Source organism: Serratia sp. PL7 (assembly GCF_945957435.1).
On sequence record NZ_CAMFLB010000001.1, the window covers coordinates 1,695,215 to 1,717,208 of the forward strand.

The 21,994-nt window shown below is 60.4% G+C and carries 20 protein-coding genes; 14 read left to right on the forward strand and 6 right to left on the reverse strand.

What is annotated here, in order from left to right; genetic code table 11:
* Positions 1 to 73: 73 nt before the first annotated feature.
* Together hflD and purB are read left to right on the forward strand one after the other, a co-directional pair.
* A complete protein-coding gene (gene hflD, locus N6G83_RS08105; RefSeq protein WP_025302523.1) occupies positions 74 to 700 on the forward strand; it encodes a high frequency lysogenization protein HflD in 627 nt (208 codons plus the stop codon).
* 22 nt (positions 701 to 722) lie between these two features.
* The gene (purB, locus tag N6G83_RS08110; protein WP_033652066.1) at positions 723 to 2,093 is read left to right on the forward strand and encodes an adenylosuccinate lyase; all 1,371 of its coding nucleotides are present in this window, start codon (positions 723 to 725) and stop codon (positions 2,091 to 2,093) included.
* 48 nt (positions 2,094 to 2,141) lie between these two features.
* On the opposite strand, the gene N6G83_RS08115 is transcribed toward purB, so the two are convergent.
* From N6G83_RS08115 to N6G83_RS08125, 3 genes are all read right to left on the reverse strand, one after another.
* On the reverse strand, positions 2,142 to 2,846 hold the full coding sequence (locus N6G83_RS08115) for a GNAT family N-acetyltransferase (protein WP_025302521.1): 705 nt from the start codon (positions 2,844 to 2,846) through the stop codon (positions 2,142 to 2,144).
* A 15-nt stretch (positions 2,847 to 2,861) separates the two neighbouring features.
* Positions 2,862 to 3,314 (reverse strand): GNAT family N-acetyltransferase, encoded by a 453-nt coding sequence (locus N6G83_RS08120; RefSeq protein ID WP_049204193.1) that lies wholly within the window; start codon positions 3,312 to 3,314, stop codon positions 2,862 to 2,864.
* A gap of 115 nt (positions 3,315 to 3,429) precedes the next feature.
* The gene (locus tag N6G83_RS08125) at positions 3,430 to 4,950 is read right to left on the reverse strand and encodes a PLP-dependent aminotransferase family protein (RefSeq protein ID WP_260515091.1); all 1,521 of its coding nucleotides are present in this window, start codon (positions 4,948 to 4,950) and stop codon (positions 3,430 to 3,432) included.
* Positions 4,951 to 5,249: 299 nt separating this feature from the next.
* On the opposite strand from N6G83_RS08125, the gene N6G83_RS08130 reads away from it, so the two are divergent.
* From N6G83_RS08130 to N6G83_RS08145, 4 genes are all read left to right on the forward strand, one after another.
* The gene (locus tag N6G83_RS08130) at positions 5,250 to 5,966 is read left to right on the forward strand and encodes a gluconate 2-dehydrogenase subunit 3 family protein (protein ID WP_025302518.1); all 717 of its coding nucleotides are present in this window, start codon (positions 5,250 to 5,252) and stop codon (positions 5,964 to 5,966) included.
* 2 nt (positions 5,967 to 5,968) lie between these two features.
* The gene (locus N6G83_RS08135) at positions 5,969 to 7,747 is read left to right on the forward strand and encodes a GMC family oxidoreductase (protein ID WP_025302517.1); all 1,779 of its coding nucleotides are present in this window, start codon (positions 5,969 to 5,971) and stop codon (positions 7,745 to 7,747) included.
* Between the two features lie 17 nt (positions 7,748 to 7,764).
* Positions 7,765 to 9,039, forward strand: a complete 1,275-nt coding sequence (locus tag N6G83_RS08140; RefSeq protein ID WP_025302516.1) for a c-type cytochrome — start codon at positions 7,765 to 7,767, stop codon at positions 9,037 to 9,039.
* Positions 9,040 to 9,154: 115 nt separating this feature from the next.
* A complete protein-coding gene (locus tag N6G83_RS08145) occupies positions 9,155 to 9,919 on the forward strand; it encodes a GntR family transcriptional regulator (protein ID WP_197770056.1) in 765 nt (254 codons plus the stop codon).
* Positions 9,920 to 9,923: 4 nt separating this feature from the next.
* Here N6G83_RS08145 and N6G83_RS08150 read toward each other — a convergent pair whose 3' ends face one another.
* The gene (locus N6G83_RS08150) at positions 9,924 to 10,943 is read right to left on the reverse strand and encodes an ADP-ribosylglycohydrolase family protein (RefSeq protein ID WP_025302514.1); all 1,020 of its coding nucleotides are present in this window, start codon (positions 10,941 to 10,943) and stop codon (positions 9,924 to 9,926) included.
* Positions 10,944 to 11,321: 378 nt separating this feature from the next.
* On the opposite strand from N6G83_RS08150, the gene phoP reads away from it, so the two are divergent.
* The 3 genes from phoP (at position 11,322) to N6G83_RS08165 (ending at position 14,662) form a co-directional block, all read left to right on the forward strand.
* Positions 11,322 to 11,993: a two-component system response regulator PhoP gene (phoP, locus tag N6G83_RS08155; RefSeq protein WP_025302513.1), complete on the forward strand. Its 672-nt coding sequence runs from the start codon at positions 11,322 to 11,324 to the stop codon at positions 11,991 to 11,993.
* A 5-nt stretch (positions 11,994 to 11,998) separates the two neighbouring features.
* Positions 11,999 to 13,456, forward strand: coding sequence for a two-component system sensor histidine kinase PhoQ (gene phoQ / locus N6G83_RS08160; protein ID WP_025160271.1), 1,458 nt, complete (start codon positions 11,999 to 12,001; stop codon positions 13,454 to 13,456).
* 84 nt (positions 13,457 to 13,540) lie between these two features.
* On the forward strand, positions 13,541 to 14,662 hold the full coding sequence (locus N6G83_RS08165; RefSeq protein WP_004941161.1) for a cupin domain-containing protein: 1,122 nt from the start codon (positions 13,541 to 13,543) through the stop codon (positions 14,660 to 14,662).
* Between the two features lie 41 nt (positions 14,663 to 14,703).
* On the opposite strand, the gene N6G83_RS08170 is transcribed toward N6G83_RS08165, so the two are convergent.
* Positions 14,704 to 15,792 (reverse strand): malate/lactate/ureidoglycolate dehydrogenase, encoded by a 1,089-nt coding sequence (locus N6G83_RS08170; RefSeq protein WP_043141499.1) that lies wholly within the window; start codon positions 15,790 to 15,792, stop codon positions 14,704 to 14,706.
* Positions 15,793 to 15,882: 90 nt separating this feature from the next.
* The gene (gene pepT / locus N6G83_RS08175) at positions 15,883 to 17,112 is read right to left on the reverse strand and encodes a peptidase T (RefSeq protein WP_004941154.1); all 1,230 of its coding nucleotides are present in this window, start codon (positions 17,110 to 17,112) and stop codon (positions 15,883 to 15,885) included.
* 57 nt (positions 17,113 to 17,169) lie between these two features.
* Here pepT and N6G83_RS08180 point away from each other — a divergent pair, with 57 nt between their 5' ends.
* The 5 genes from N6G83_RS08180 to N6G83_RS08200 all read left to right on the forward strand — a co-directional run bounded on the left by N6G83_RS08180 (position 17,170) and on the right by N6G83_RS08200 (position 21,983).
* Positions 17,170 to 17,442 (forward strand): hypothetical protein, encoded by a 273-nt coding sequence (locus tag N6G83_RS08180; protein ID WP_141997848.1) that lies wholly within the window; start codon positions 17,170 to 17,172, stop codon positions 17,440 to 17,442.
* Positions 17,443 to 17,467: 25 nt separating this feature from the next.
* Positions 17,468 to 18,583 (forward strand): spermidine/putrescine ABC transporter ATP-binding protein PotA, encoded by a 1,116-nt coding sequence (gene potA, locus N6G83_RS08185; protein WP_060432905.1) that lies wholly within the window; start codon positions 17,468 to 17,470, stop codon positions 18,581 to 18,583.
* Positions 18,567 to 19,427, forward strand: coding sequence for a spermidine/putrescine ABC transporter permease PotB (gene potB, locus N6G83_RS08190; protein WP_025302510.1), 861 nt, complete (start codon positions 18,567 to 18,569; stop codon positions 19,425 to 19,427). Before potA ends, potB begins: the two co-directional genes overlap by 17 nt.
* Positions 19,424 to 20,206, forward strand: a complete 783-nt coding sequence (gene potC / locus N6G83_RS08195; protein ID WP_043141506.1) for a spermidine/putrescine ABC transporter permease PotC — start codon at positions 19,424 to 19,426, stop codon at positions 20,204 to 20,206. The genes potB and potC overlap by 4 nt, the downstream gene beginning before the upstream one ends.
* 217 nt (positions 20,207 to 20,423) lie before the next feature.
* Positions 20,424 to 21,983: a PTS transporter subunit EIIC gene (locus N6G83_RS08200; protein ID WP_173888652.1), complete on the forward strand. Its 1,560-nt coding sequence runs from the start codon at positions 20,424 to 20,426 to the stop codon at positions 21,981 to 21,983.
* Positions 21,984 to 21,994 lie beyond the last annotated feature (11 nt).

Genomic DNA, 21,994 nt, shown 5'->3' on the forward strand with positions numbered 1-21,994 from the left:
GCCGTTACCCTGGCGATACACACAACCTTATGCAGTAAGCCATGTACCGTTCACAGCGTTTACAGGAGTATTCGTGGCGAAGAATTATTATGACATCACGCTGGCCATGGCGGGCATCAGCCAGGCGGCGCGTTTGGTTCAGCAGCTGGCCCACGAAGGGCAATGCAATCGCGAAGCCTTTCAGACCTCGCTGAAAAGCCTGCTGCAGATGGACCCGCCCTCCACGCTGGCGGTGTTCGGCGGCGAGGAGCGCAATTTGATGGTCGGCCTCGAAACCCTGATGGGCGTGCTTAACGCCAACAACAAAGGGCCGGGCGCGGAACTGACCCGCTACACCATCAGCCTGATGGTGCTGGAGCGCAAGCTCAACGCCAACAAACAGGCGATGAACACGCTCGGTGAACGCCTCGGCCAACTCGAACGCCAGCTGGCGCACTTCGATCTTGAGTCAGACACCATCATCAGCGCGCTGGCCGGCATTTACGTCGACGTGGTCAGCCCGCTCGGGCCGCGTATCCAGGTAACCGGCTCGCCGGCTATCTTGCAGAACCCGCAGGTGCAGGCCAAGGTTCGCGCCACGCTGCTGGCCGGCATTCGCGCCGCCGTGCTGTGGCAACAGGTTGGCGGCAGCCGCCTGCAGTTAATGTTTTCCCGTAATCGTCTGTTCAAGCAGGCGCAAAATATCGTTGCTCATTGTTAATCGATCCCAGGAGTTGCTACCGATGGAATTATCCTCACTGACCGCCGTTTCCCCCGTTGATGGACGCTACGGTGATAAAGTCAGCGCACTGCGCCCCATTTTCAGCGAATACGGTCTGCTGAAATTCCGCGTACAGGTTGAAGTACGTTGGCTGCAAAAACTGGCCGCCTGCGCAGAAATCAAGGAAGTTCCCGCTTTTGACGCCGACGCAAACGCTTTCCTCGACAAAATCGTCGCTGAATTCAACGAAGAAGACGCTCAGCGTATCAAAACCATCGAGCGCACCACCAACCACGACGTGAAAGCGGTCGAGTATTTCCTGAAGGAAAAAGTGGCGGCGGTGCCTGCGCTGCACGCGGTGTCCGAGTTCATCCACTTCGCCTGCACCTCCGAAGACATCAACAACCTGTCGCACGCGCTGATGCTGCAAAGCGCCCGTCAGGACGTGGTGCTGCCTTACTGGCGTAAAATCATCGATGCGCTGAAAGGGCTGGCGCTGGAATACCGCGATATCCCGCTGCTGTCGCGCACCCATGGCCAGCCGGCGACCCCGTCGACCGTCGGCAAAGAGTTCGCCAACGTGGCTTACCGCATGGAGCGCCAATACCGCCAGCTGGAGCGCGTGGAGATCATGGGTAAAATCAACGGCGCGGTCGGCAACTACAACGCCCACATCGTCGCTTACCCGGAAGTGGACTGGCATCAGTTCAGCGAAGCGTTCGTGACCTCGCTCGGCATCACCTGGAACCCGTACACCACCCAGATCGAGCCGCATGACTACATCGCCGAGCTGTTCGACTGCGTAGCGCGTTTCAACACCATTCTGATCGACTTCGACCGCGACATCTGGGGCTACATCGCCCTGAACCACTTCAAGCAGAAGACCATCGCCGGCGAAATCGGTTCTTCCACCATGCCGCACAAGGTCAACCCGATCGACTTCGAAAACTCCGAAGGCAACCTGGGCCTGGCCAACGCCGTGCTGGGCCACCTGGCGGGCAAACTGCCGGTCTCCCGTTGGCAGCGCGACCTGACCGATTCCACCGTGCTGCGTAACCTGGGCGTGGGCCTGGGCTATGCGCTGATCGCCTACCAGGCCACCCTGAAAGGCATCAGCAAGCTGGAAGTGAATCAGGCACACCTGCTGGACGAACTGGATCACAACTGGGAAGTGCTGGCCGAGCCGATCCAGACCGTGATGCGCCGCTACGGCATCGAGAAGCCTTACGAGAAGTTGAAAGAGCTGACCCGCGGCAAGCGCGTGGACGCTGCCGGCATGCAGGCGTTCATCGATGGCCTGGCGCTGCCGGAAGAAGAGAAAACCCGTCTGAAGGCGATGACCCCTGCCAACTACATCGGCCGCGCCACCACCCTGGTCGACGAGCTGAAGTAAGCGCTTTAGCCCGATAAAAAGGCGGCCCGCGGGCCGCCTTTTTGCTTATTATTCGCCGCGCAACACCTGCAGCCGAGCTATCTGCCGCCCCTGCGCATCGAAGTTGTCCGCGCTCAGCCAGCGCGCCAGCGCCTGTCGTACCGTCGGCCACCGGTCGGCGGTGATGGCGAACCAGTCGGTATCCCGGCTGCGCCCCTTGACGATCACCGCATAGCGGAAGTTACCCTCGTAGCGAAAGCCAAAGCGCAGCGCAGCCTGGCGGGAGGGCGCGTTATGGCTGTCGCACTTCCACTCGCAGCGGCGGTAGCCCAGCGTGTCGAAGGCATAGCGCAGCAGCAGCGCGATAGCCTCGGTGGCGCTGGAGCGCTGTTTCATCAACGGCGACCAGCTGACGTGGCCGATCTCCAGCACGCCATTGGCCTCGTCGATGCGCATCAGCGCCACCGTGCCCACCGGCGCGTCGCTGGCGGCGTCGAACACCGTCAGATTAACCAGCGTCGGGTTGGCCTGCAGCGTTTCCAGATGCTGCAGCATCGCCGCCGGCGTATCGGGCCGCTCGATAGACAGATAGGTCCAGTCGCGGCCGTCCGGCGCCAGTTGAAACGCCTCGAACAGCGCGGCGTAATCCCGCTGCGGCTCGAGCGGCGCCAGCGAGCAGAAACGCCCGCCGAGCGTCGCGCCGCCCGGACGGCGAGCCGGCTGCCAATCCGGCATCGGTTCGCCAATCGGCTGACCATAACGATTCATTGCCATACACGCCTCCTGCGGTTAACGGGTATAAACGATAAACGAGCTTCTTCTGCCGATTTTGTCGTACAGCGAGCGCGCCGGCGCGTTGTACTCCTGGGTCATCCAGTAGACCCGATCGCTGCCGCGCGTCTCTGCCAATCGGTACGCCTGTTCGAACAGCTTTTCCGACACCTTATGGCCACGCGCCTGCGGCGACACATAGAGATCTTCGATATAACAATAGCCGACTGCGCTCCAGGTGGACGGGTGGAACACCAGGTTCATCAGCCCCAGTAGCTGGCCGTTGGCATCCTCCGCCACCAGCCCGTACACCTGTTCATCCTGCCCCAGGCGTTCGAAGGTGCGATCGGTCACCTGCGGCGCCACATCGGCGCGGTAAAAGTCGAGATAGCCCTGCCAGAGCGCCAGCCATTGCGCTTTGTCGTCGCCATTGATTCTGCGGATAGTCACTTCAGGGTTTGATGGGTTCATAGCGCCTCACGGTGTAAGATATTATTTCCATTAGGGAAATAATCGGATAGCGGCAGAATACACCGCGCGGCGGCGGCGTAATACGGACCAATTCAAAACGCAGAGCAGACCAATTTTAGCCATCGCTTTCCACCGGCAGCGCGTTGAACACCTGCGCCAGCGTGGCGATAAAGCGCACGATCTCATCCGGCGTATAGGCCGAGAAGCCGAGTACCAACGCCCCGCGCTGCGGTGTGCCGGTGTAGAAGTCCGCCAGGCCGTACAGCCGTATCCCCCTTTCGGCGGCCGCCACCACCAGCCGCCGCTCCGTCGCCGCATCCGCCAACGGGCAAACCAGCTGCAGCCCGCCCTGCGGCAGCGCCGGACGCGTCCAGGCAGCAAGGTGACGATGCACCGCGTCGTACAGCACGTCCAGCCGCGCTTTGTACAGCGTGCGCATATTGCGCAGATGCTCAGCGTAGCCGCCCTCGTGCAGGAAGTGGAACAGCGTCATCTGCGCCAGCGCCGACGTGTAGCCGTCCTGAAACTGCCTGGCGGCGACCAAGGGCCGCACCAATTGAGGCGGCGCGATCATGAAACCGATGCGCAGCCCCGGAAACAGCGTCTTGCTGAAGGTGCCGATATACAGCGTACGCCCGCCGCTGTCCAGCCCCTGCAGCGCCGCCTTGGTTTGCCGGTCGTAGTTGAACTCGGCGTCGTAGTCGTCTTCGATGATCCAGGCCCGGCAGCGCTGCGCCCACTGCAACAGCGCCAGCCGCCGCTCGAGGCTCAGCGAATACCCCAGCGGGTAATGATGGGACGGCGTAATGTAAACGCCCCGCCCGCCGCCCGAAGCCTGCATCAACTGCCCGACGTCCAGCCCTTGTTCATCGATGCCGATCGGCCGCGCCTGCAGCCCCGCCGACTGCACCAGTTTTTTTGCCCCCTGGTAACCCGGCTCTTCGACGAATACCGCATCGCCGGGATCGAACAGCACCTGCGTACACAACGCCAACGCCTGCTGAGAGCTGGTGACCACGATCACCTGTTCCGCCATCGCCTTGACGCCCCGCTCCCGCTGCAGATAGTGCGCGATCTCCGCGCGCAGCTCCGGCAGCCCTTGCGGATCGGCATACCCCAATAATCGCTCGCCGTGCCGCCGTAGCGCCTGCTTTTCCTGCTGCAGCCATTGCTCGATGGGGAACGCCCGCAGGTCCGCCAGCGAAGGCGTCAGCGAAGCCTGGCGGCAGGTGTGCGGCGTATGGCTGACCGCCAGCAGCGCCCGGCCGCGATCGCTCAGCTCGCGCTCCGCCAGCCGCGCCTCTTGCCCCGTCGCCGTCGTCAGCAGTTCACGGCCGAGCAGCGTGTCACTACGATAACGCACAAAGCTGCCGCGCCCCACCGTTCGGCTGATGAACCCCTCAGCCTCCAGCCGCGCGTAGGTCTGTTCCACCGTGTCGCGCGCCACCGTCAGCCGGGCAGCCAACGCACGGCTCGGCGGCAGCTTCGCCCGCCAGGGCAGTTCTCCGGCGGCAATCAGTTGCAACAGAGCCTGATGCAGCGCCGAACGCCGGGTCAGGCCTTGTTGCAGACCTGGCGAAAAAGCCGCCGCGATCGCCTCTTCTATGGCATACGGCTCGTTGATGCAGTTTTCCATGGCACTCCAATGTGAGTTAAGCGGAACACGACCTTATTGCACTTCGCCGGCTCACCGTGAATGTTAACAAATTGATCCCGATCAACTGAAATGTAAAAAAAACGTTTTGAAACAGATCATTTATTGTTTCTTCACACTTCTCGATCTTAGACTCAATTACCATACAAGTAGCTTGCTAACTATATATGGTGATAGACGACCTCTCCTTTCCCCGCCTGTTTACCGTCGCTGGAGAGCGACGGCGCAGGTGATGCAAAACCTGCGCGGGCATTACTGTGAAGCATGTTCAAGGTGGAATTATGTCGCAACAGCATATCCCTACGCCGCCCCGGCGTGAATTTTTGAAAAAAACGCTGGCGCTGATCCCGTTAGCCGCTGCCGGTAACGGTCTCATGATGGTAAACGCCCAGGCAGCGCCGGCTGCGGGCATCTCGCCGAATTACGTTCCGGTTTATTTCAACAACGAAGAGTGGCGATTCTTGCTGGCGGCCTGCGATCGGCTGATCCCCAGCGACGAGAACGGCCCCGGAGCCGTCGATCAGGGGGTCCCGGTATTCATCGATCGCCAAATGGAAACACCCTACGGCCATGGCGGCCTGTGGTACATGCACCCGCCGTTCGTGCCATCGGCGCCGGAGTTGGGCTATCAGTCCAAACTGACGCCGCGCGAGACCTATCGCAACGGTATCCTCGCGTTCAATGAGCTCTGTCAACGTCAGTTCGGCAAAGTTTTCGCCGAGCTGTCTCATGGCGAGCAAGAACAGCTGTTGACCGCGTTGGAAAGCGGCCAACTCGATGCGGATACCTTGCCGGGTAAAGCTTTCTTCGAACAGCTGCTGCAAAACACCAAAGAAGGTTATCTGGCCGATCCGATCCACGGCGGCAACCAAACGCTGGCATCATGGAAATTGATAGGCTTCCCCGGTGCGCGCGCGGACTTCGCCGATTGGGTCAACAAACCCAACCAACCCTATCCTCTTCACCCGGTCAGTATCTCCAGCAAAAGGAATGCATAATCATGAGCACAATAAAAAAACCACCGGTAGATGTGGTGATCGTCGGCTTTGGCTGGACCGGCGCCATTATGGGAATGGAATTGACCGACAGCGGCCTGCAAGTGCTGGCGCTGGAACGCGGTGAACGGCGCGATACCTACCCTGATTTCGCTTATCCGCGTATCGCCGATGAACTGACTTACGGCATTCGCCTCAAGCTGGCGCAGGAAATGGCGCATGAAACCGTCACCGTGCGCCATACGCCGGCGGATTTCGCGGTGCCTTATCGCCAGCTCGGCTCTTTTTTGCCGGGCAACGGCGTCGGCGGAGCCGGCGTGCACTGGAACGGCATGCACTGGCGCGCCCTGCCTTCCGATCTCAAACTGCACACCACCCTCACTGAAAAATACGGCGCCAACTGGATCCCGGAAGGCATGACGTTACAGGACTACCCCCTCAGCTACCAGGAGTTGGAGCCTTACTTCGACAAGTTCGAGAAGGTGTGCGGCACCGCCGGTAAGGCCGGTAATCTGCAGGGTGAGCTCATCAAGGGCGGCAATCCGTTCGAAGGGCCGCGTAGCAATGACTACCCGACGCCGCCGCTTAAACAGCTCTACTCGGGCTCACTGTTTGGCAAAGCCGCCGAATCGCTAGGCTACCATCCGTTTGCTATCCCCGCCGCCAACTGTTCCGAACCCTATACCAACCCGTACGGCGTGCAGCTTGGCCCCTGTAACTTCTGCGGTTACTGCGAACGTTTCGGCTGCTTCATGTACTCCAAGGCCTCGCCGCAGTCGACCATCCTGCCGGTACTGACACAGCGTAAAAACTTTGAGCTGCGCACCCAGGCGCAGGTGATCAAGGTCAATCTGGACAGCAGCGGCAAAAAGGCCACCGGCGTCACCTACATCGACGAGCAAGGGCGTGAAGTAGAGCAACCCGCCGATCTGGTGATCCTCAGCGCTTTCCAACTCCATAATGTTCGCCTGCTGCTGCTTTCCGGCATCGGAAAACCCTATGATCCGGTCACTGGTGAGGGCGTGGTCGGCAAGAACTACGCCTATCAAATGAACAGCGGCATTTCTCTCTTTTACGATCGCGATACCCATTTCAATCCCTTTATCGGCGCCGGTGCCGCCGGAACGGTGATCGACGATCTTAACGGGGAAAACTTCGACCACGCCGATCTCGGTTTTATCGGCGGCGCCTACATCTCCGCCACCCGCACCGGCGGTCGGCCTATCCAGCAAATGATGCTGCCGCCGGGCACGCCGAACTGGGGCAGCGGCTGGAAACAAGGCATCCGCGACAATTACCCGCACTCAATGAGCATCGGCTCGGAAGGATCGGTGATGCCATACCGCGATTGCTATCTGGATTTGGATCCCACCTATAAAGACGCCTACGGTCAGCCTCTGCTGCGTATGACCTTCGACTGGAAATCGAATGAGATCAAAATGACCCAGCATATCACCGCTAAAATGGCGGACATCGCCAACGCTATGAAACCAAAGCAGATGGCTATCTCGGTAAGAAAAACCGGCGATCATTATGACGTGCGCCCCTACCAATCCACTCACACTACCGGCGGTGCCATCATCGGCGACAATCCGGTCACCAGCGTGGTGAACAAATACCTGCAATGCTGGGACGTGCCCAATGTATTCGTCACTGGCGCCTGTGCATTCCCGCAGAACCTGGCCTACAACCCAACCGGCATCGTCGGCGCGCTGGCTTATCACTCTGCCGAAGCGATCCGCGAGCAATACCTGAAAAACCCTGGCCCGCTGGTGCAGGCATAACGCCTAAGGAGCTCAAGATGAAAGGATTTACACCCACATTGCCGGTGCTGCTGTTGCTCGCCGCAGGTGCGGTTAAGGCGGCCGACGCCCTCCCTTCCACGGCGCGAATTGAACACGGTGAATATCTGGCGCGCGCAGGGGATTGCGCGGCCTGCCACACCGCGCCCGGCGGCGCCCTCTTCGCAGGTGGCCTGAAGATGACCACGCCGATCGGCGCTATTTACTCCACCAACATCACGCCCGATCGCCAAACCGGTATCGGCGGGTACAGCCTGCCCGAGTTCGCCGATGCGCTTCGCAAAGGCATCGCGCGCGACGGCAGGCGGCTGTACCCGGCCATGCCCTACCCGTCGTTTGCCAAAATCAACGATGACGATATCCGCGATCTTTATCTGTATTTCACGCAAAAGGTCAGCGCAGTGGCGCAGCCGAATCGGGAAAGCGACATTCCCTGGCCGCTCAGCATGCGTTGGCCGCTGGCATTGTGGGATCTGATCTTTCGCGAAGACGGTGTTTATCAGCTGGATGCGCAGCGCGGCGCCGAGTGGAATCGCGGTGCCTACCTGGTTCAGGGGCTCGGTCACTGCGGCACATGTCACACGCCGCGCGGTATCGGCTTCCAGGAAAAGGCGCTCAGCCAAAGCGATACAGCCTATCTGAGCGGCGGGACGTTGGAGGGCTGGCATGCCGCTAACCTGCGCGCCGATACCGCCAGCGGCTTAGGGGACTGGAGTGCGCAGGAGATCACGCGCTTTCTGAAAACCGGCCATACCCAACGTTTCGCCGCCTTCGGCTCAATGGTGGAGGTGGTACAGGACAGCACGCAACATCTGAACGATGACGATCTGAAAGCGATCGCGGTCTACCTGAAATCGCTGCCTGCCGGTGATGAGAAGTCATCGCCGCCGCGCAACGACGGCATCGCCCAGGCGTTGTTCACCGGTAAGGTCAACACGCCCGGCGCACAAACCTACCTGGACAACTGCGCTGCCTGCCACCGTAGCGACGGCCAGGGGTATCGCAACACGTTTCCTCAGCTGGCACGCAATCCGGCGTTGCTGAGCGAAGATCCGTCGTCGCTGATCAGCATCATCCTCCACGGCTCACGGACGCCGGTAACCATCGGTGCGCCTACCGGCCTGACCATGCCGGACTTCGGTTGGCGGTTGAGCGATGAACAGGTCGCTCAGCTCGCGACCTTCGTGCGCACCAGTTGGGGTAACAGCGCCCCGGCGGTCAGCGCCGATCAGGTGAAAAACATTCGTTCCGGCGATAACCCGTCTCAGCCATGAACCAGTGGGCATCCTATGCCCACCCATCGTTATCGCCGGGCGGCGGCAGTTGCGCTGCCCGGCGAAATCCCCTTAAATAAGCCATCGCAATGCGGCTACAGGATTTCCGTCGGCTATGAGCAAGGAGACCAACCAGCGTCTGCTGGACAAACTGCAGCAGGATCTGGCCAGCGCGGGCGCGATGCCGCTGTATTTGTGCTTCAACGCCTCGGTGCGCCAGGCTATCGATCAAGGATTGCTGAATGCGGGGGATTTTTTGCCCAGCGAGCGCCTGTTCACCGAACGGCTCGGCATCTCGCGCATCACGGTACGCAAAGCGTTGGCCTGCCTCGAGCAGGACGGCCTCATCGGCCGTTCACGCGGTTACGGCACCTTTATCCAACTGCAACGGCCCGAACCGAAGCTGTTCTATTCTTTGGCAGACGTCAAAGGATTCTCGAGCGAGGTGTTACAGCAGGGGCGCCGGCCAGATACGCAATGGATCAGCCGCGAGCGGGTACCCGCCAGCGCTGAACTGGCGGAAAAGCTGCAGCTGGCGGCCGGAACGCCGATCTACACACTCAAACGCATTCACTTGATCGATCGGCGGCCGATGTCGGTGGCGGTGTCCTACGTGGTGGTGGCGGCGATTGCCAACGTCGACGAGATCGGCATCTCGCTGTACGACTACTTCCGGCGCAATAACGTCGAAATGGGATCGCTGCGCAGCCAGGTCAGCGCGGCGATGGCCGACGACGACATCCGCCGGGCGCTGCAATTATCAGAACCGATGCCGCTGCTGATCGTGCGTCAAACGCTGTTCGACCACAGCAAGAAGCCGATCGAATACAGCGAAAGCTTCTGCCGCAGCGACATGTACGAGTTTACCAGCGAAAGCTGATCCGTTATGCCTCGCCCTGCCGGCGGCGGCGAAAGCGCACGAACGCCTGAACGTAAGCCTCGATATCCAGCGGATTCATCCGTTTTAACTCCGCCAGCAACCCGGCTTCGATCGCTTCAGCGCCATGCAGCGCGCCGCAAATCGCAGTGGCCATCGCACCGATGGTGTCGGTATCGCCGCCCAGGTTGGCGCACAGCACGGCGCACCGGGTAGGGTCGGTTTGCGCCAGCTGCACCATCGCCAGCGCCGCCGGCACCGACTCGATGGTGCTGACCCCGGCGCCGATCAGTTGATACACCCGCTCGGAGGCCTGCTCGGGATCGCTGGCTTCATCCACCACCTGAAACGCCAGCTCGATACGCGCCGCCAACGAGGGGCTGAACGTCGTCTCCTGACGGCGCTGGGCATACTCCGCCACGCCCGGCAGCGCCAGGCGAATCGAGGCCCAGTCCGCGCCCTCCACCGCCCGCGCAACCGCCCAAGCGATCGCGACGGCCCCGGCGACGGCGATGTCAGATTTGTGCGTCGGGCTGGAGGCCAGCCACACCTGCTGACAGAACTCCTCCAGCGGCGCAGACGGCAGCACGCAGCCCAAAGGCGAAATGCGCATCGCCGCACCGTTGGTGATGCCGTTGTTTTCCAACTCGGCGATTGGCGTTCCCGCTTTCTGCTCGCTCAGCGCCAGTTTGGAACTGGGGCCGAGAATGTTCTTGTTGAAGGCGTCAAAACTGTCCACCCAGCGGATCACGTTGCGGGCGATCAACTCTGGCACCACCTCGCCTTTCGCTTCCCGCAGCGCATCGGCCAGCGCTAACGCCATCGCGGTATCGTCGGTATATTGCCCGGCCTTGAAGTAGCAGGCGGCCGAGTTCTCCGCCGGCCCATCAAGGAAACCGTCTATCCAACCGAAATGGCGCTTAACCCGCTCGCGCGGCCACAGCTCGGAAGGCATGCCGAGCGCGTCGCCCAGCATCTGTCCGTAAAGTGCGCCCGCTATGCGTTCTGCCTGGGTTAACTGCTTCATCCGTCGCTCCTGAGAAAATATGCCGATACCTCGATAATACCTTATTAGTACCTTTAAAGCTTATCAAGCGCCCCGGTTCACATTTTGCTTTCGCGACAATGCCTGGCGCGTTTAAGTTGCGTTTAACGTTGCCCCGTCGCTGTTTATCCGACGTTTATCAGAACTTGTCGATAATGTCGGCGAACAAATTGATAACGCTTATTTTAATACATTGCTTCGGTTCTCTTGCGAGCCGGGCGGGTTATACCTACCATAGCCTCAGCACTTTTTGTCAAAATGGTTCAGGTGGCCGCGTTATCCCCTGACACGCCGCAGAGCGTGTTCCCTTTTATCGCGTGGGTGACAGGACGTTCACCCGCACAGTCACAGGAGTTCGCCATGCGAGTACTGGTTGTTGAAGATAATGGTTTGCTGCGCCACCACCTTTCCGTTCAGATGCGCGAGATGGGCCATCAGGTCGACGCGGCCGAAGACGCCAAGGAAGCCGATTATTTCCTGCAGGAACACGCGCCGGATATTGCCATCGTCGATCTCGGCCTGCCGGGCGAAGACGGCCTGAGCCTGATCCGCCGTTGGCGCGCGCACCAGACCAAACTGCCGATCCTGGTGCTGACCGCCCGCGAAAGCTGGCAGGACAAAGTGGCGGTGCTGGAAGCCGGCGCCGACGACTATGTCACCAAGCCGTTCCACCTGGAAGAAGTGATCGCCCGCATGCAGGCGCTGATGCGCCGCAACAGCGGCCTGGCTTCGCAGGTGATCGTGCTGCCCCCGTTCCAGATCGATCTGTCGCGCCGCGAACTGAGCGTCAACGATCGGCAGATCAAGCTGACCGCTTTTGAATACACCATCATCGAGACCCTGATCCGCAACGCCGGCAAGGTGGTGAGCAAGGATTCGTTGATGCTGCAGCTCTACCCGGACGCCGAGCTGCGCGAAAGCCATACCATCGACGTGCTGATGGGACGTTTGCGTAAAAAGGTGCAGGCGGAATACCCGCATGAAGTGATCACCACGGTACGTGGCCAGGGTTATCGTTTTGACGCGAAGTGAACATGATGTTCAACAAGAATAAAAAACCGTTTTCGCTGCGCGCCCGCTTCCTGATGGCGACCGCCGGGGTGATCCTGGCGCTGTCGCTCTCTTACGGTTTGGTGGCGGTCGTCGGCTACATCGTCAGCTTCGACAAGACCGCCTTCCGCCTGCTGCGCGGCGAGAGCAACCTGTTCTTCAGCCTGGCGCAGTGGAAAGACAACAAGCTCACCATCGCCATCCCCCCCGATATCGATCTCAACTTCCCGACGCTGGTCTTTATCTACGACGATAAGGGCAACCTGCTCTGGAGCCAGCGCAAAGTGCCGGAGCTGGAGAAGCTGATCAACAAGGAATGGCTGGAAGAGTCCGGCTTCTACGAAATTGACACCGATACCCGCATCAGTAGCGAAGTGCTGGGGGATAACCCCAAAGCGCAGGATCAGCTGAAGAATTATGACGATACCGATCAGAACGCGCTGACGCACTCGGTGGCGGTCAACACCTATGCCGCCACGGCCCGGCTGCCGGCGTTGACCATCGTGGTGGTCGACAGCATTCCGCAGGAGCTGCAGCGCTCAGACGTGGTGTGGGAGTGGTTCAGCTACGTGCTGCTGGCCAATCTGCTGCTGGTGGTGCCACTGCTGTGGCTGGCGGCCTACTGGAGCCTACGGCCGATCAAGGCGCTGGTCAATCAGGTGGGCGAACTGGAGAACGGCGAGCGCGATCAGCTGGATGAGAATCCGCCCAGCGAGCTGCGCGGGCTGGTGCGCAATCTGAACATTCTGGTGCGCAACGAGCGCCAGCGCTACACCAAATATCGCACCACCCTGTCGGATCTGACCCACAGCCTGAAAACGCCGCTGGCGGTGCTGCAAAGCACCCTGCGCTCGCTGCGCAGCGGCAAGCAGACCACCATCGAAGAAGCCGAGCCGATCATGCTGGATCAGATCGGGCGCATCTCTCAGCAAATCGGTTACTACCTGCACCGGGCCAGCATCAACTCCGGCCAGACGGTGCTGACGCGCGAGATCCACTCGGTGCCGGCGCTGCTCGACAGCCTGGTGGTGGCGCTGAACAAGGTTTACCAGCGCAAAGGGGTGGTGATCACGCTGGATATCTCGCCGGAAGTGACCTTTATGGGCGAGAAGAACGACTTTATGGAAGTGATGGGCAACGTGTTGGAAAACGCCTGCAAATACTGCCTGGAGTTCGTGGAAATCACCTCGCTGCACTCAGAGAAAAATCTCACCATCGTCATCGACGACGACGGCCCGGGCATCCCGGAAAGCAAGCGCCAGCTGATCTTCCAGCGCGGCCAGCGGGTGGATACCCTGCGCCCCGGCCAGGGCCTTGGCCTGTCGGTGGCGGCGGAGATCATCGAACAATACGACGGCGAAATCGTCATCAGCGACAGTCCGCTCGGCGGCGCGCGCATGCAGGTCACCTTCGCCCGCCAGCACGACACCCACCACAACGAGTAAATTATGCCGCTGCGGCCCCGATCCACGGGGCCAAACTTCCGTTATAATCGCACTCAGGCTCACTCCTCTATCCTGGAATAGAACATGGATTATCAATTAGATCTGGACTGGAACGATTTTTTGCAACGCTATTGGCAAAAGCGTCCGGTGATTCTGAAGCGCGGCTTCAAAAACTTTATCGATCCGATCTCCCCGGATGAGCTGGCCGGGCTGGCGATGGAAAACGAAGTGGACAGCCGCCTGGTCAGCCACCAGGACGGCCGTTGGCAGGTTGCGCACGGCCCCTTCGAGAGCTTCGATCACCTGAGCGAAAACAACTGGTCGCTGCTGGTGCAGGCGGTGGACCACTGGCATGAGCCTTCCGCCGCGCTGATGCGCCCGTTCCGCCAGCTGCCGGACTGGCGGATGGATGACCTGATGATCTCCTTCTCGGTGCCGGGTGGCGGCGTCGGCCCGCACCTCGATCAGTACGACGTGTTCATCATTCAGGGCACTGGCCGCCGCCGCTGGCGCGTCGGGGAAAAAACGCCGCTGAAACAGCACTGCCCGCACCCGGATCTGCTGCAGGTCGAACCGTTCGACGCCATCATCGACGAAGAGATGGAGCCGGGCGACATTCTCTACATTCCGCCGGGCTTCCCGCATGAAGGCTACGCGCTGGAAAACGCGCTCAATTACTCGGTGGGCTTCCGCGCGCCGAACGGCCGCGAGCTAGTGAGCGGCTTCGCCGATTACGTGCTGGCACGCGAGCTGGGCAGCAAACGCTACGGCGATCCGGACGTTAAACTGCGCGAACACCCGGCGGAGATCCTGCCGCAGGAAGTGGACGCCTTACGGCAGATGATGCTGGATCTGGTGCAACAGCCGGAACACTTCCAGCACTGGTTCGGCGAGTTTATCTCCCAATCGCGCCACGAGCTGGATCTGGCGCCGCCGGAGCCACCGTATCAGGCCGGGGAAATCTACGAACTGCTGCAACAGGGTGAAGCGCTGCAGCGCCTGGGCGGGTTGCGCGTGCTGCGGGTCGGCGATCGCTGCTTCGTCAACGGCGAACTGATCGACACCGACCAGCTGCAGGCCGCAGATGCCCTGTGCCAGCACTTCAGCGTCGACGCCGCCCTGCTCGGCGACGCGGTGGACGACCCGTCATTCCTGGCGCTGCTGACCGCGCTGGTCAACAGCGGCTATTGGTACTTTAACGACTGATTGCGAGTACGCGAACAAGCCACCCTATCGGGTGGCTTTTTTTATGCCTGCCGCGCCTGCGCGCGAAAGCCGGCCAGCGCTTCATTCGCCATGCCCGCCTGCTCCGCCGCCGCGCAAATCTGCCGCCAGGTATTGGCGTCTATCGGTATGCCCTGCTCCAGCCGCGTCGCGCGGTTGGCCTCTTCCCATTCTCCCGGCACCGCGATCGGCTGTTCGCCGCTCGGCGGCGACGCCTTCACCCAGCCGATAAACGCTTCGGCCTCGGCCTGCATTTGCGGGGCGTCGAAGGCCTGAGGATCGAGGATCAGGGTCGTCATGCAGTTGAAGATGGCGTCGCTGTCGGCTTTCAGCGTAGCGTCGTGGGTGGTGCGGCCGCCGGAGAGCGCGCCGCCGAGGATCTCGCACATCGCCGCCAGCGCATAGCCTTTGTGCAAGCCGAACGGCAACAGTGACCCGAACGGCGCTTCGTGCATCACCTTCGGTTCGGTGGTGGGTTGCCCGTGTTCGTCGATCAGATAGCCCGGCGCCACCGACAAGCCTTTGTTATAGGCCACCCGAGTCTTGCCGAAGGCGATGCCGCTGGTGGCGAAATCCAACAGCAGCGGCGTGCGGCCCGGCCGCGGGAAAATGGCGCAGAACGGGTTGGTGCCGAAGCGGCGATCGCTGCCGCCGAACGGCGCCACCATCGGATCGCCCACCACGTTGACGAAGTGAATCGAGATAAAACCGGCGCGGGCACACTGTTCCGCCCAATGGCCGATGCGGCCGATATGGTGCGCATTGTGCAGCGCCACCGCCGCCAGGCCCAGCTTGCCGGCGCGTTCAATGCCCAGCGCCATCGCTTCGCTGGCCACCACCTGACCGAAGCCGCGCGCGCCGTCGAGCGTCAGCACCGCGCCAGCGTCGCGCACCACTTCGGCGTGCTGATTGAGCTGTAATTGCCCCTGCGCCAACGACGCCATGTAGCTGGGGATCATGCCGACGCCGTGCGAATCGTGCCCGGCCAGATTGGCCTGCACCAGATGATCGGCCACCAGCTCGGCTTCGCGCGCCGTACTGCCGGCCTGGCGCCAAATCGCCTGAACGAACTGCGCCAAATGCGGGCTGGCGATACGGTATTCGGTGCTCATCATGCGGTCCTTATGCGTGGGGAATGTACCTCCACACTATGAGCAACGCCTTGTTGCGGCAAGCGATTATGCCGATCGCAAGCGTCCCGTTTACCGCGCCCGCTCGGCGGCCAGCGCCGCGATGCGCATGATCACCGCCACCGCTTGCTCCATACCTTCCAGCGTCACGAACTCGTGCTTGCCGTGGTAGTTGTAGCCACCGGTGAACAGGTTCGGGCACGGCAGGCCGCGAAACGACAGCTGCGCGCCGTCGGTGCCGCCGCGGATCGGTTTCATCACCGGTTCGATGTCGCAGTCGCGCATCGCCTGCTGCGCCAGCGCAATCACGTGCGGGTGCTCCGCCACCTGTTCGCGCATGTTGTAATAGCTGTCTTCGATGCTCACTTCGATATAGCAATCGCGGGGCAGGCCTTTGCCGACCTCGCGAGCGATGTCCACCATCTTGCGCTTACGCGCCTCAAACCCCTCACGCTCGAAGTCGCGCAAGATATAGTGCATTTCGGCGCGCTCCACGCTGCCCTTGATGCTGCTGAGGTGATAAAAGCCCTGGTAGCCTTCGGTGGTCTCCGGCGCTTCGTCCGCCGGCAGTGCCTGATGAATGCGGGTCGCCAGCGACAGCGCGTTGACCATCACGCCCTTGGCGCTGCCGGGGTGCACGCTGTTACCGAGGATTTTGATCGTCACCGAGGCGGCGTTGAAGTTCTCGCACTCCAACTCGCCGACGCCGCCGCCGTCCACGGTGTAAGCCCATTCGGCATTGAAGGCCGCCACGTCGAACAGCTGCGCCCCTTTGCCCACCTCCTCGTCCGGGGTGAAGGCCACGCGGATGTCGCCGTGCGGGATTTTGCGCGCGCGCAGGCGCACCATGGCGGTGAGGATCTCGGCGATGCCGGCCTTGTCGTCGGCGCCCAGCAGCGTTTTGCCATCGGTGGTGATCAGCGTCTGCCCCAGCATCTGGTGCAGGATCGGGAACATCACCGGCGACAGCACTTCATCACCGATGCCGAGCGCAATGTCGCCGCCGCGATAGTTCTCGACGATCTGCGGATTGACGTGTTTGCCGCTGAAATCCGGCGAAGTATCCAGATGGGCGATAAAACCGACCGCCGGCACCGGCCAGGCGACGTTACCCGGCCAGGTGCCCATCACGCAGCCGTGTTCGCTGAGCGACACCCGCTCGAAGCCGAGCGCGATCATTTCCTGCTGCAACGCACGCGCCAGCTTCAACTGCCCGTCGGTGCTCGGCACATGCTTTACGTTCGCTTTGGACTGGGTGTCGAAAGAGACGTAGTTGAAAAAGCGGTCAAGTAATTTGTCCATGGTAGCGGCCCCTCAGAATATCGCGTTTCATTATGCGGAACCGATCAGGATCAAATATTGCGTCAGGTCATTTTTAACCAGAATTCGCCAATATCATTAATCTTTGTGATGATTTCTGAGAGGAATAATGCTGTCATCACAGGGTCATTTGTCGCTATCATGATGAAAAACGCGGCATCTGGGCCGGATCGGCTTTCAATTCCGGCATTCAGCGTCTATCATGCGCGCTCGAAAAATTTCCATTGGCGTAACTGGTTTGAGCTTCATTTGATCAGCGGGCATCCCGCAAGCTCCGGCAGTCTTTTCCAGTTGCGGTTCTATCTGCATTAGCCCACGGGATAGAGTAATACGATAAATGACTGAGACATCCTCTCCGACTCCCCTTGTTGAACTGCATGCCCTGAGCAAAGCGTTCGATGGCAAAACCATCATTGCCGATCTGGATCTGACGATTAATCACGGCGAATTCCTCACCATTCTCGGCCCCTCCGGCTGTGGCAAAACCACGGTGCTGCGCCTGATCGCCGGTCTGGAAGACGCCGATCGGGGCCGCATCGCGCTCGACGGCCAGGACATCACCGCCATTGCGGCCGAGCATCGCCACGTCAACACCGTGTTTCAGAGCTACGCTCTGTTTCCGCACATGTCAGTGTTCGACAACGTCGCCTTCGGCCTGCGCATGCAAAAGGTGCCAGCGGCGGAACTGACGCCGCGCGTCGAAGAGGCGCTGCGCATGGTGCAGCTGGATACGTTCGCCAAGCGCCGGCCGGGCCAGCTCTCCGGTGGCCAACAGCAGCGCGTGGCCATCGCCCGCGCGGTGGTCAACAAGCCGAAAGTGCTGCTGCTGGACGAATCGCTGTCGGCGCTGGACTACAAGCTGCGCAAGCAGATGCAGAACGAGCTGAAGGCGCTGCAGCGCAAGCTGGGCATCACCTTCGTGTTCGTCACCCACGATCAGGAAGAAGCGCTGACCATGTCGGACCGCATCGTGGTGATGCGCGAAGGCCGCATCGAGCAGGACGGCACGCCGCGTGAGATCTACGAAGAGCCGAAGAATCTGTTCGTCGCCAGCTTCATCGGCGAGATTAACATCTTCGACGCGGTGGTTTTGGAGCGCCTCGATTCACAGCGGGTGCGCGCCAACGTCGAAGGCCGCGAGTGCGACATCTATGCCGATCTGCCGGTGGAGCCGGGCCAAAAGCTGAAGGTGCTGCTGCGCCCGGAAGATCTGCGGGTGGAAGAAGTGAACGACAGCGCGCAGCACGACGGGCTGATCGGTTACGTGCGTGAGCGCAACTACAAAGGCATGACGCTGGAGTCGGTGGTCGAGCTGGAGAACGGCAAAACGGTGATGGTCAGCGAGTTCTTCAACGAAGACGATCCGGACGTCGATCACTCGCTCAACCAGAAGATGGCGGTGACCTGGGTCGAAAGCTGGGAGGTGGTGCTGGCCGATGAAGAAATCGCGTAAAGTCTTCCAGAATGTGGTGATCGTCGGCGTCGTCGCCTGGCTGCTGTTGTTCGTGTTCATGCCGAACCTGATGATCATCGGCACCAGCTTCCTGACCCGCGACGACGCCAATCTGGTGCAGATGGTGTTCACGCTGGATAACTACCGGCGCTTGTTCGACCCGTTGTACGCCCAGGTGCTGCTGCACTCGCTGAACATGGCGCTGATCGCCACCCTGTGCTGCCTGGTGATCGGCTATCCGTTCGCCTTTATCCTGGCGCGCTTGCCGCAGAAGGTGCGGCCGCTGCTGCTGTTTCTGCTGATCGTGCCCTTCTGGACCAACTCGCTGATCCGCATCTACGGCCTGAAGCTGTTTCTCAGCACCCGCGGCTATCTCAACGACGCGCTGCTGTGGATCGGCGTCATCGACAAGCCGCTGCGCATCATGTACACCTCGGAAGCGGTGATCCTCGGCCTGGTGTATATTCTGCTGCCGTTTATGGTGATGCCGCTCTACTCCAGCATCGAAAAGCTCGATAAATCCTGCCTGGAGGCGGCGCGCGATCTCGGCGCCAGCAAGCTGCAGACCTTTATCCGCATCATCGTGCCGCTGACCATGCCGGGCATTATCGCCGGCTGCCTGCTGGTGGTGCTGCCGGCGATGGGGCTGTTCTTCGTCGCCGATCTGATGGGCGGCGCCAAGAATCTATTGATCGGCAACGTGATTAAAAGCCAGTTCCTCAATATCCGCGACTGGCCGTTCGGCGCGGCCACCAGCATCTGCCTGACGCTGGTGATGGGGCTGTTGCTGCTGGTCTATTACCGGGCCGCCCGCCTGCTGAACAAGAAGGAGGATCTGGCATGATCGGACGTCTGCTACGCGGCGGCTTTATGACGCTGGTATACGCCTATCTGTATATCCCGATCGTCATCCTGATCGTCAACTCCTTCAACGCTTCGCGCTTTGGCATCAACTGGCAAGGATTCACCACCAAGTGGTACGCCACGCTGCTGAATAACGACAGCCTGCTGCAGGCCGCGGGGCACTCGCTGACCATGGCGGTGCTCTCCGCTACCTTCGCCACCCTGATCGGCTCGCTGACCGCGGTGGCGCTGTACCGCTACCGCTTCCGCGGCAAGCCGTTCGTCGGCGGCATGCTGTTCGTGGTGATGATGTCGCCGGACATCGTAATGGCCATCTCGCTGCTGGTGCTGTTCATGCTGCTGGGCATTTCGCTCGGCTTCTGGTCGCTGCTGTTCTCGCACATCACCTTCTGCCTGCCGTTCGTGGTAGTGACCGTCTACGCGCGCCTGAAAGGCTTCGACGTGAAGATGCTGGAAGCCGCGCGCGATCTCGGCGCAAGCGAGTTCACCATCCTGCGCAAAATCATCCTGCCGCTGGCGATGCCGGCGGTGGCGGCAGGTTGGCTGCTGAGCTTTACCCTGTCGATGGACGACGTGGTCGTCTCCTCCTTTGTCACCGGGCCGAGCTACGAGATTTTGCCGCTGAAGATCTACTCGATGGTGAAAGTCGGCGTCTCGCCGGAGGTCAACGCGCTGGCCACCATTTTGCTGCTGCTGTCGCTGGTGCTGGTGATCGCCAGCCAGTGGGTGATGCGCGATCGCTCGCCCAAGGCAGAATAATCCTTCCCGCCGGGCGCTGCCGCGCCCGGTTGTGATCCCCTTCACAACCGGCACCGGTTGTCACTCAGTGACCATCGGTGCCTATTTCCGCCCCGCCGATTGCAGCGGCGAAAACTTCCCCCTATAACTGAATCCAGGCAAGGTGCCTTATTTTTCTCGCTTTCAGGGAGTTTATTCAGCAACGTCGTCATCCATTAAAATATAAAAAGGAACTGCCATGAAAGGTATTATCGATAATATCTTAAACAAGCTGCAGCTTTTCTCCAAAGCCATGATGGGGCCGATATTTTTCCTGCCGGTAATCGGTCTGATTCTGGCGCTCAGTTCTATTCTTACCAATGCCACATTAATCAATGAACATTCCGCCGTCTTCTCTATCGGTAAAATGATCGGCGATACCTTCTGGCCGTTATTCGGCAATCTCGGGCTGATTTTCTGTATCGGTATTACCTACGGCCTGGCCAAAGACAAGAAAAGCGAAGCGGCGCTGGTCGCGGTGATGTGCTTTATCATGTTCCTCGGCGCCAATTCGTCTTATCTGCAATTCAGCGGCCACGTCGCGGCCAAGATCAACGGTGAGTATTACGGCACCGGGCAAACGGAACTGCTGGGATTTACCGTGGTAGATATGGGCATTTTCCTCGGTCTTATCCTCGGCGTCACGATTGCCTGGGTGCATAACCGCCTGTGCAACGTCGAACTCAACGGCGTGTTCTCGGTCTACGGCGGCGCCAAGCTGGTGCTGATTGCCATGACGCCGATCATCATGCTGTACGCCGTCGCCTTCAGCTACCTGTGGCCGGCTATCTCACAGGGCCTGATCGCGCTTACCGGCTTTATGAAAAGCGCCGGCTCGCTCGGGGTATTCGTCTACGGCTTCTTCGAGAAATTTCTGATCCCCACCGGGCTGCACCACTTTATCTGGTCGCCGTTCCAGCTCACCAGTATCGGCGGTTCGATCGTACAAGACGGCCAGACCGTCTCCGGCTCGCAGGCGATTTTCCTGGCCTACATGCGCGACCCAAGCATCTCGCCGCTGATGAACGAGGCGCTGCGTTTCTCGCAGCAAGGGATGGTGACCATCTTCGGCCTGTCGGGCGCGGCATTGGCTTTCTATCACACCGCCAAACCGGAAAAGAAAATGCTGGCCAAGGCGATTCTGATCCCGGCCATAACCACCTCGATCCTGGTCGGCATCACCGAGCCGATAGAGTTCACCTTCCTGTTTATCTCTCCGCTGTTGTGGGTGATCCACGCCGTGTTGACCGCGCTCTCGCAGGTAGCCTGCAACCTGTTCCAGGTGCGCCCCTGGGGCGCCAGCGGGCTGGTCGAGTTCCTGGCCTACAACCTGCCGCTGCCGATCTCTCTCACCCGCTGGCCGCTGTATGTGGTCATCGGGCTGGTGCAGTTTGCGGTGTATTACCTGGTGTTCAAAACGCTGGTGCTGAAGCTCAATCTGAAAACGCCGGGCCGTGAAGATGATCAGGACGTCAAACTCTATTCCAAACAGGATTACCGGAACCGTAAAAATACCCCGGACGAGCCAAGCGGCATCATTATTCGCGCGCTGGGTGGCAAGGAAAACATTATTTCCGTCGATAACTGCTTTACCCGGCTGCGGGTGGAATTAAAGGATATGGCGCGGGTGGATGAGGCCGCGTTGAAAAGTACCGGCGCCAAAGGCGTGGTGAAGAATCGCCGTGAAGTGCAGGTGATTTACGGCGTCACGGTCGGCAAGGTCAAAAATCAGGTAGAGAAATATTTAGCGGCACTCTGACGCTTTATTAA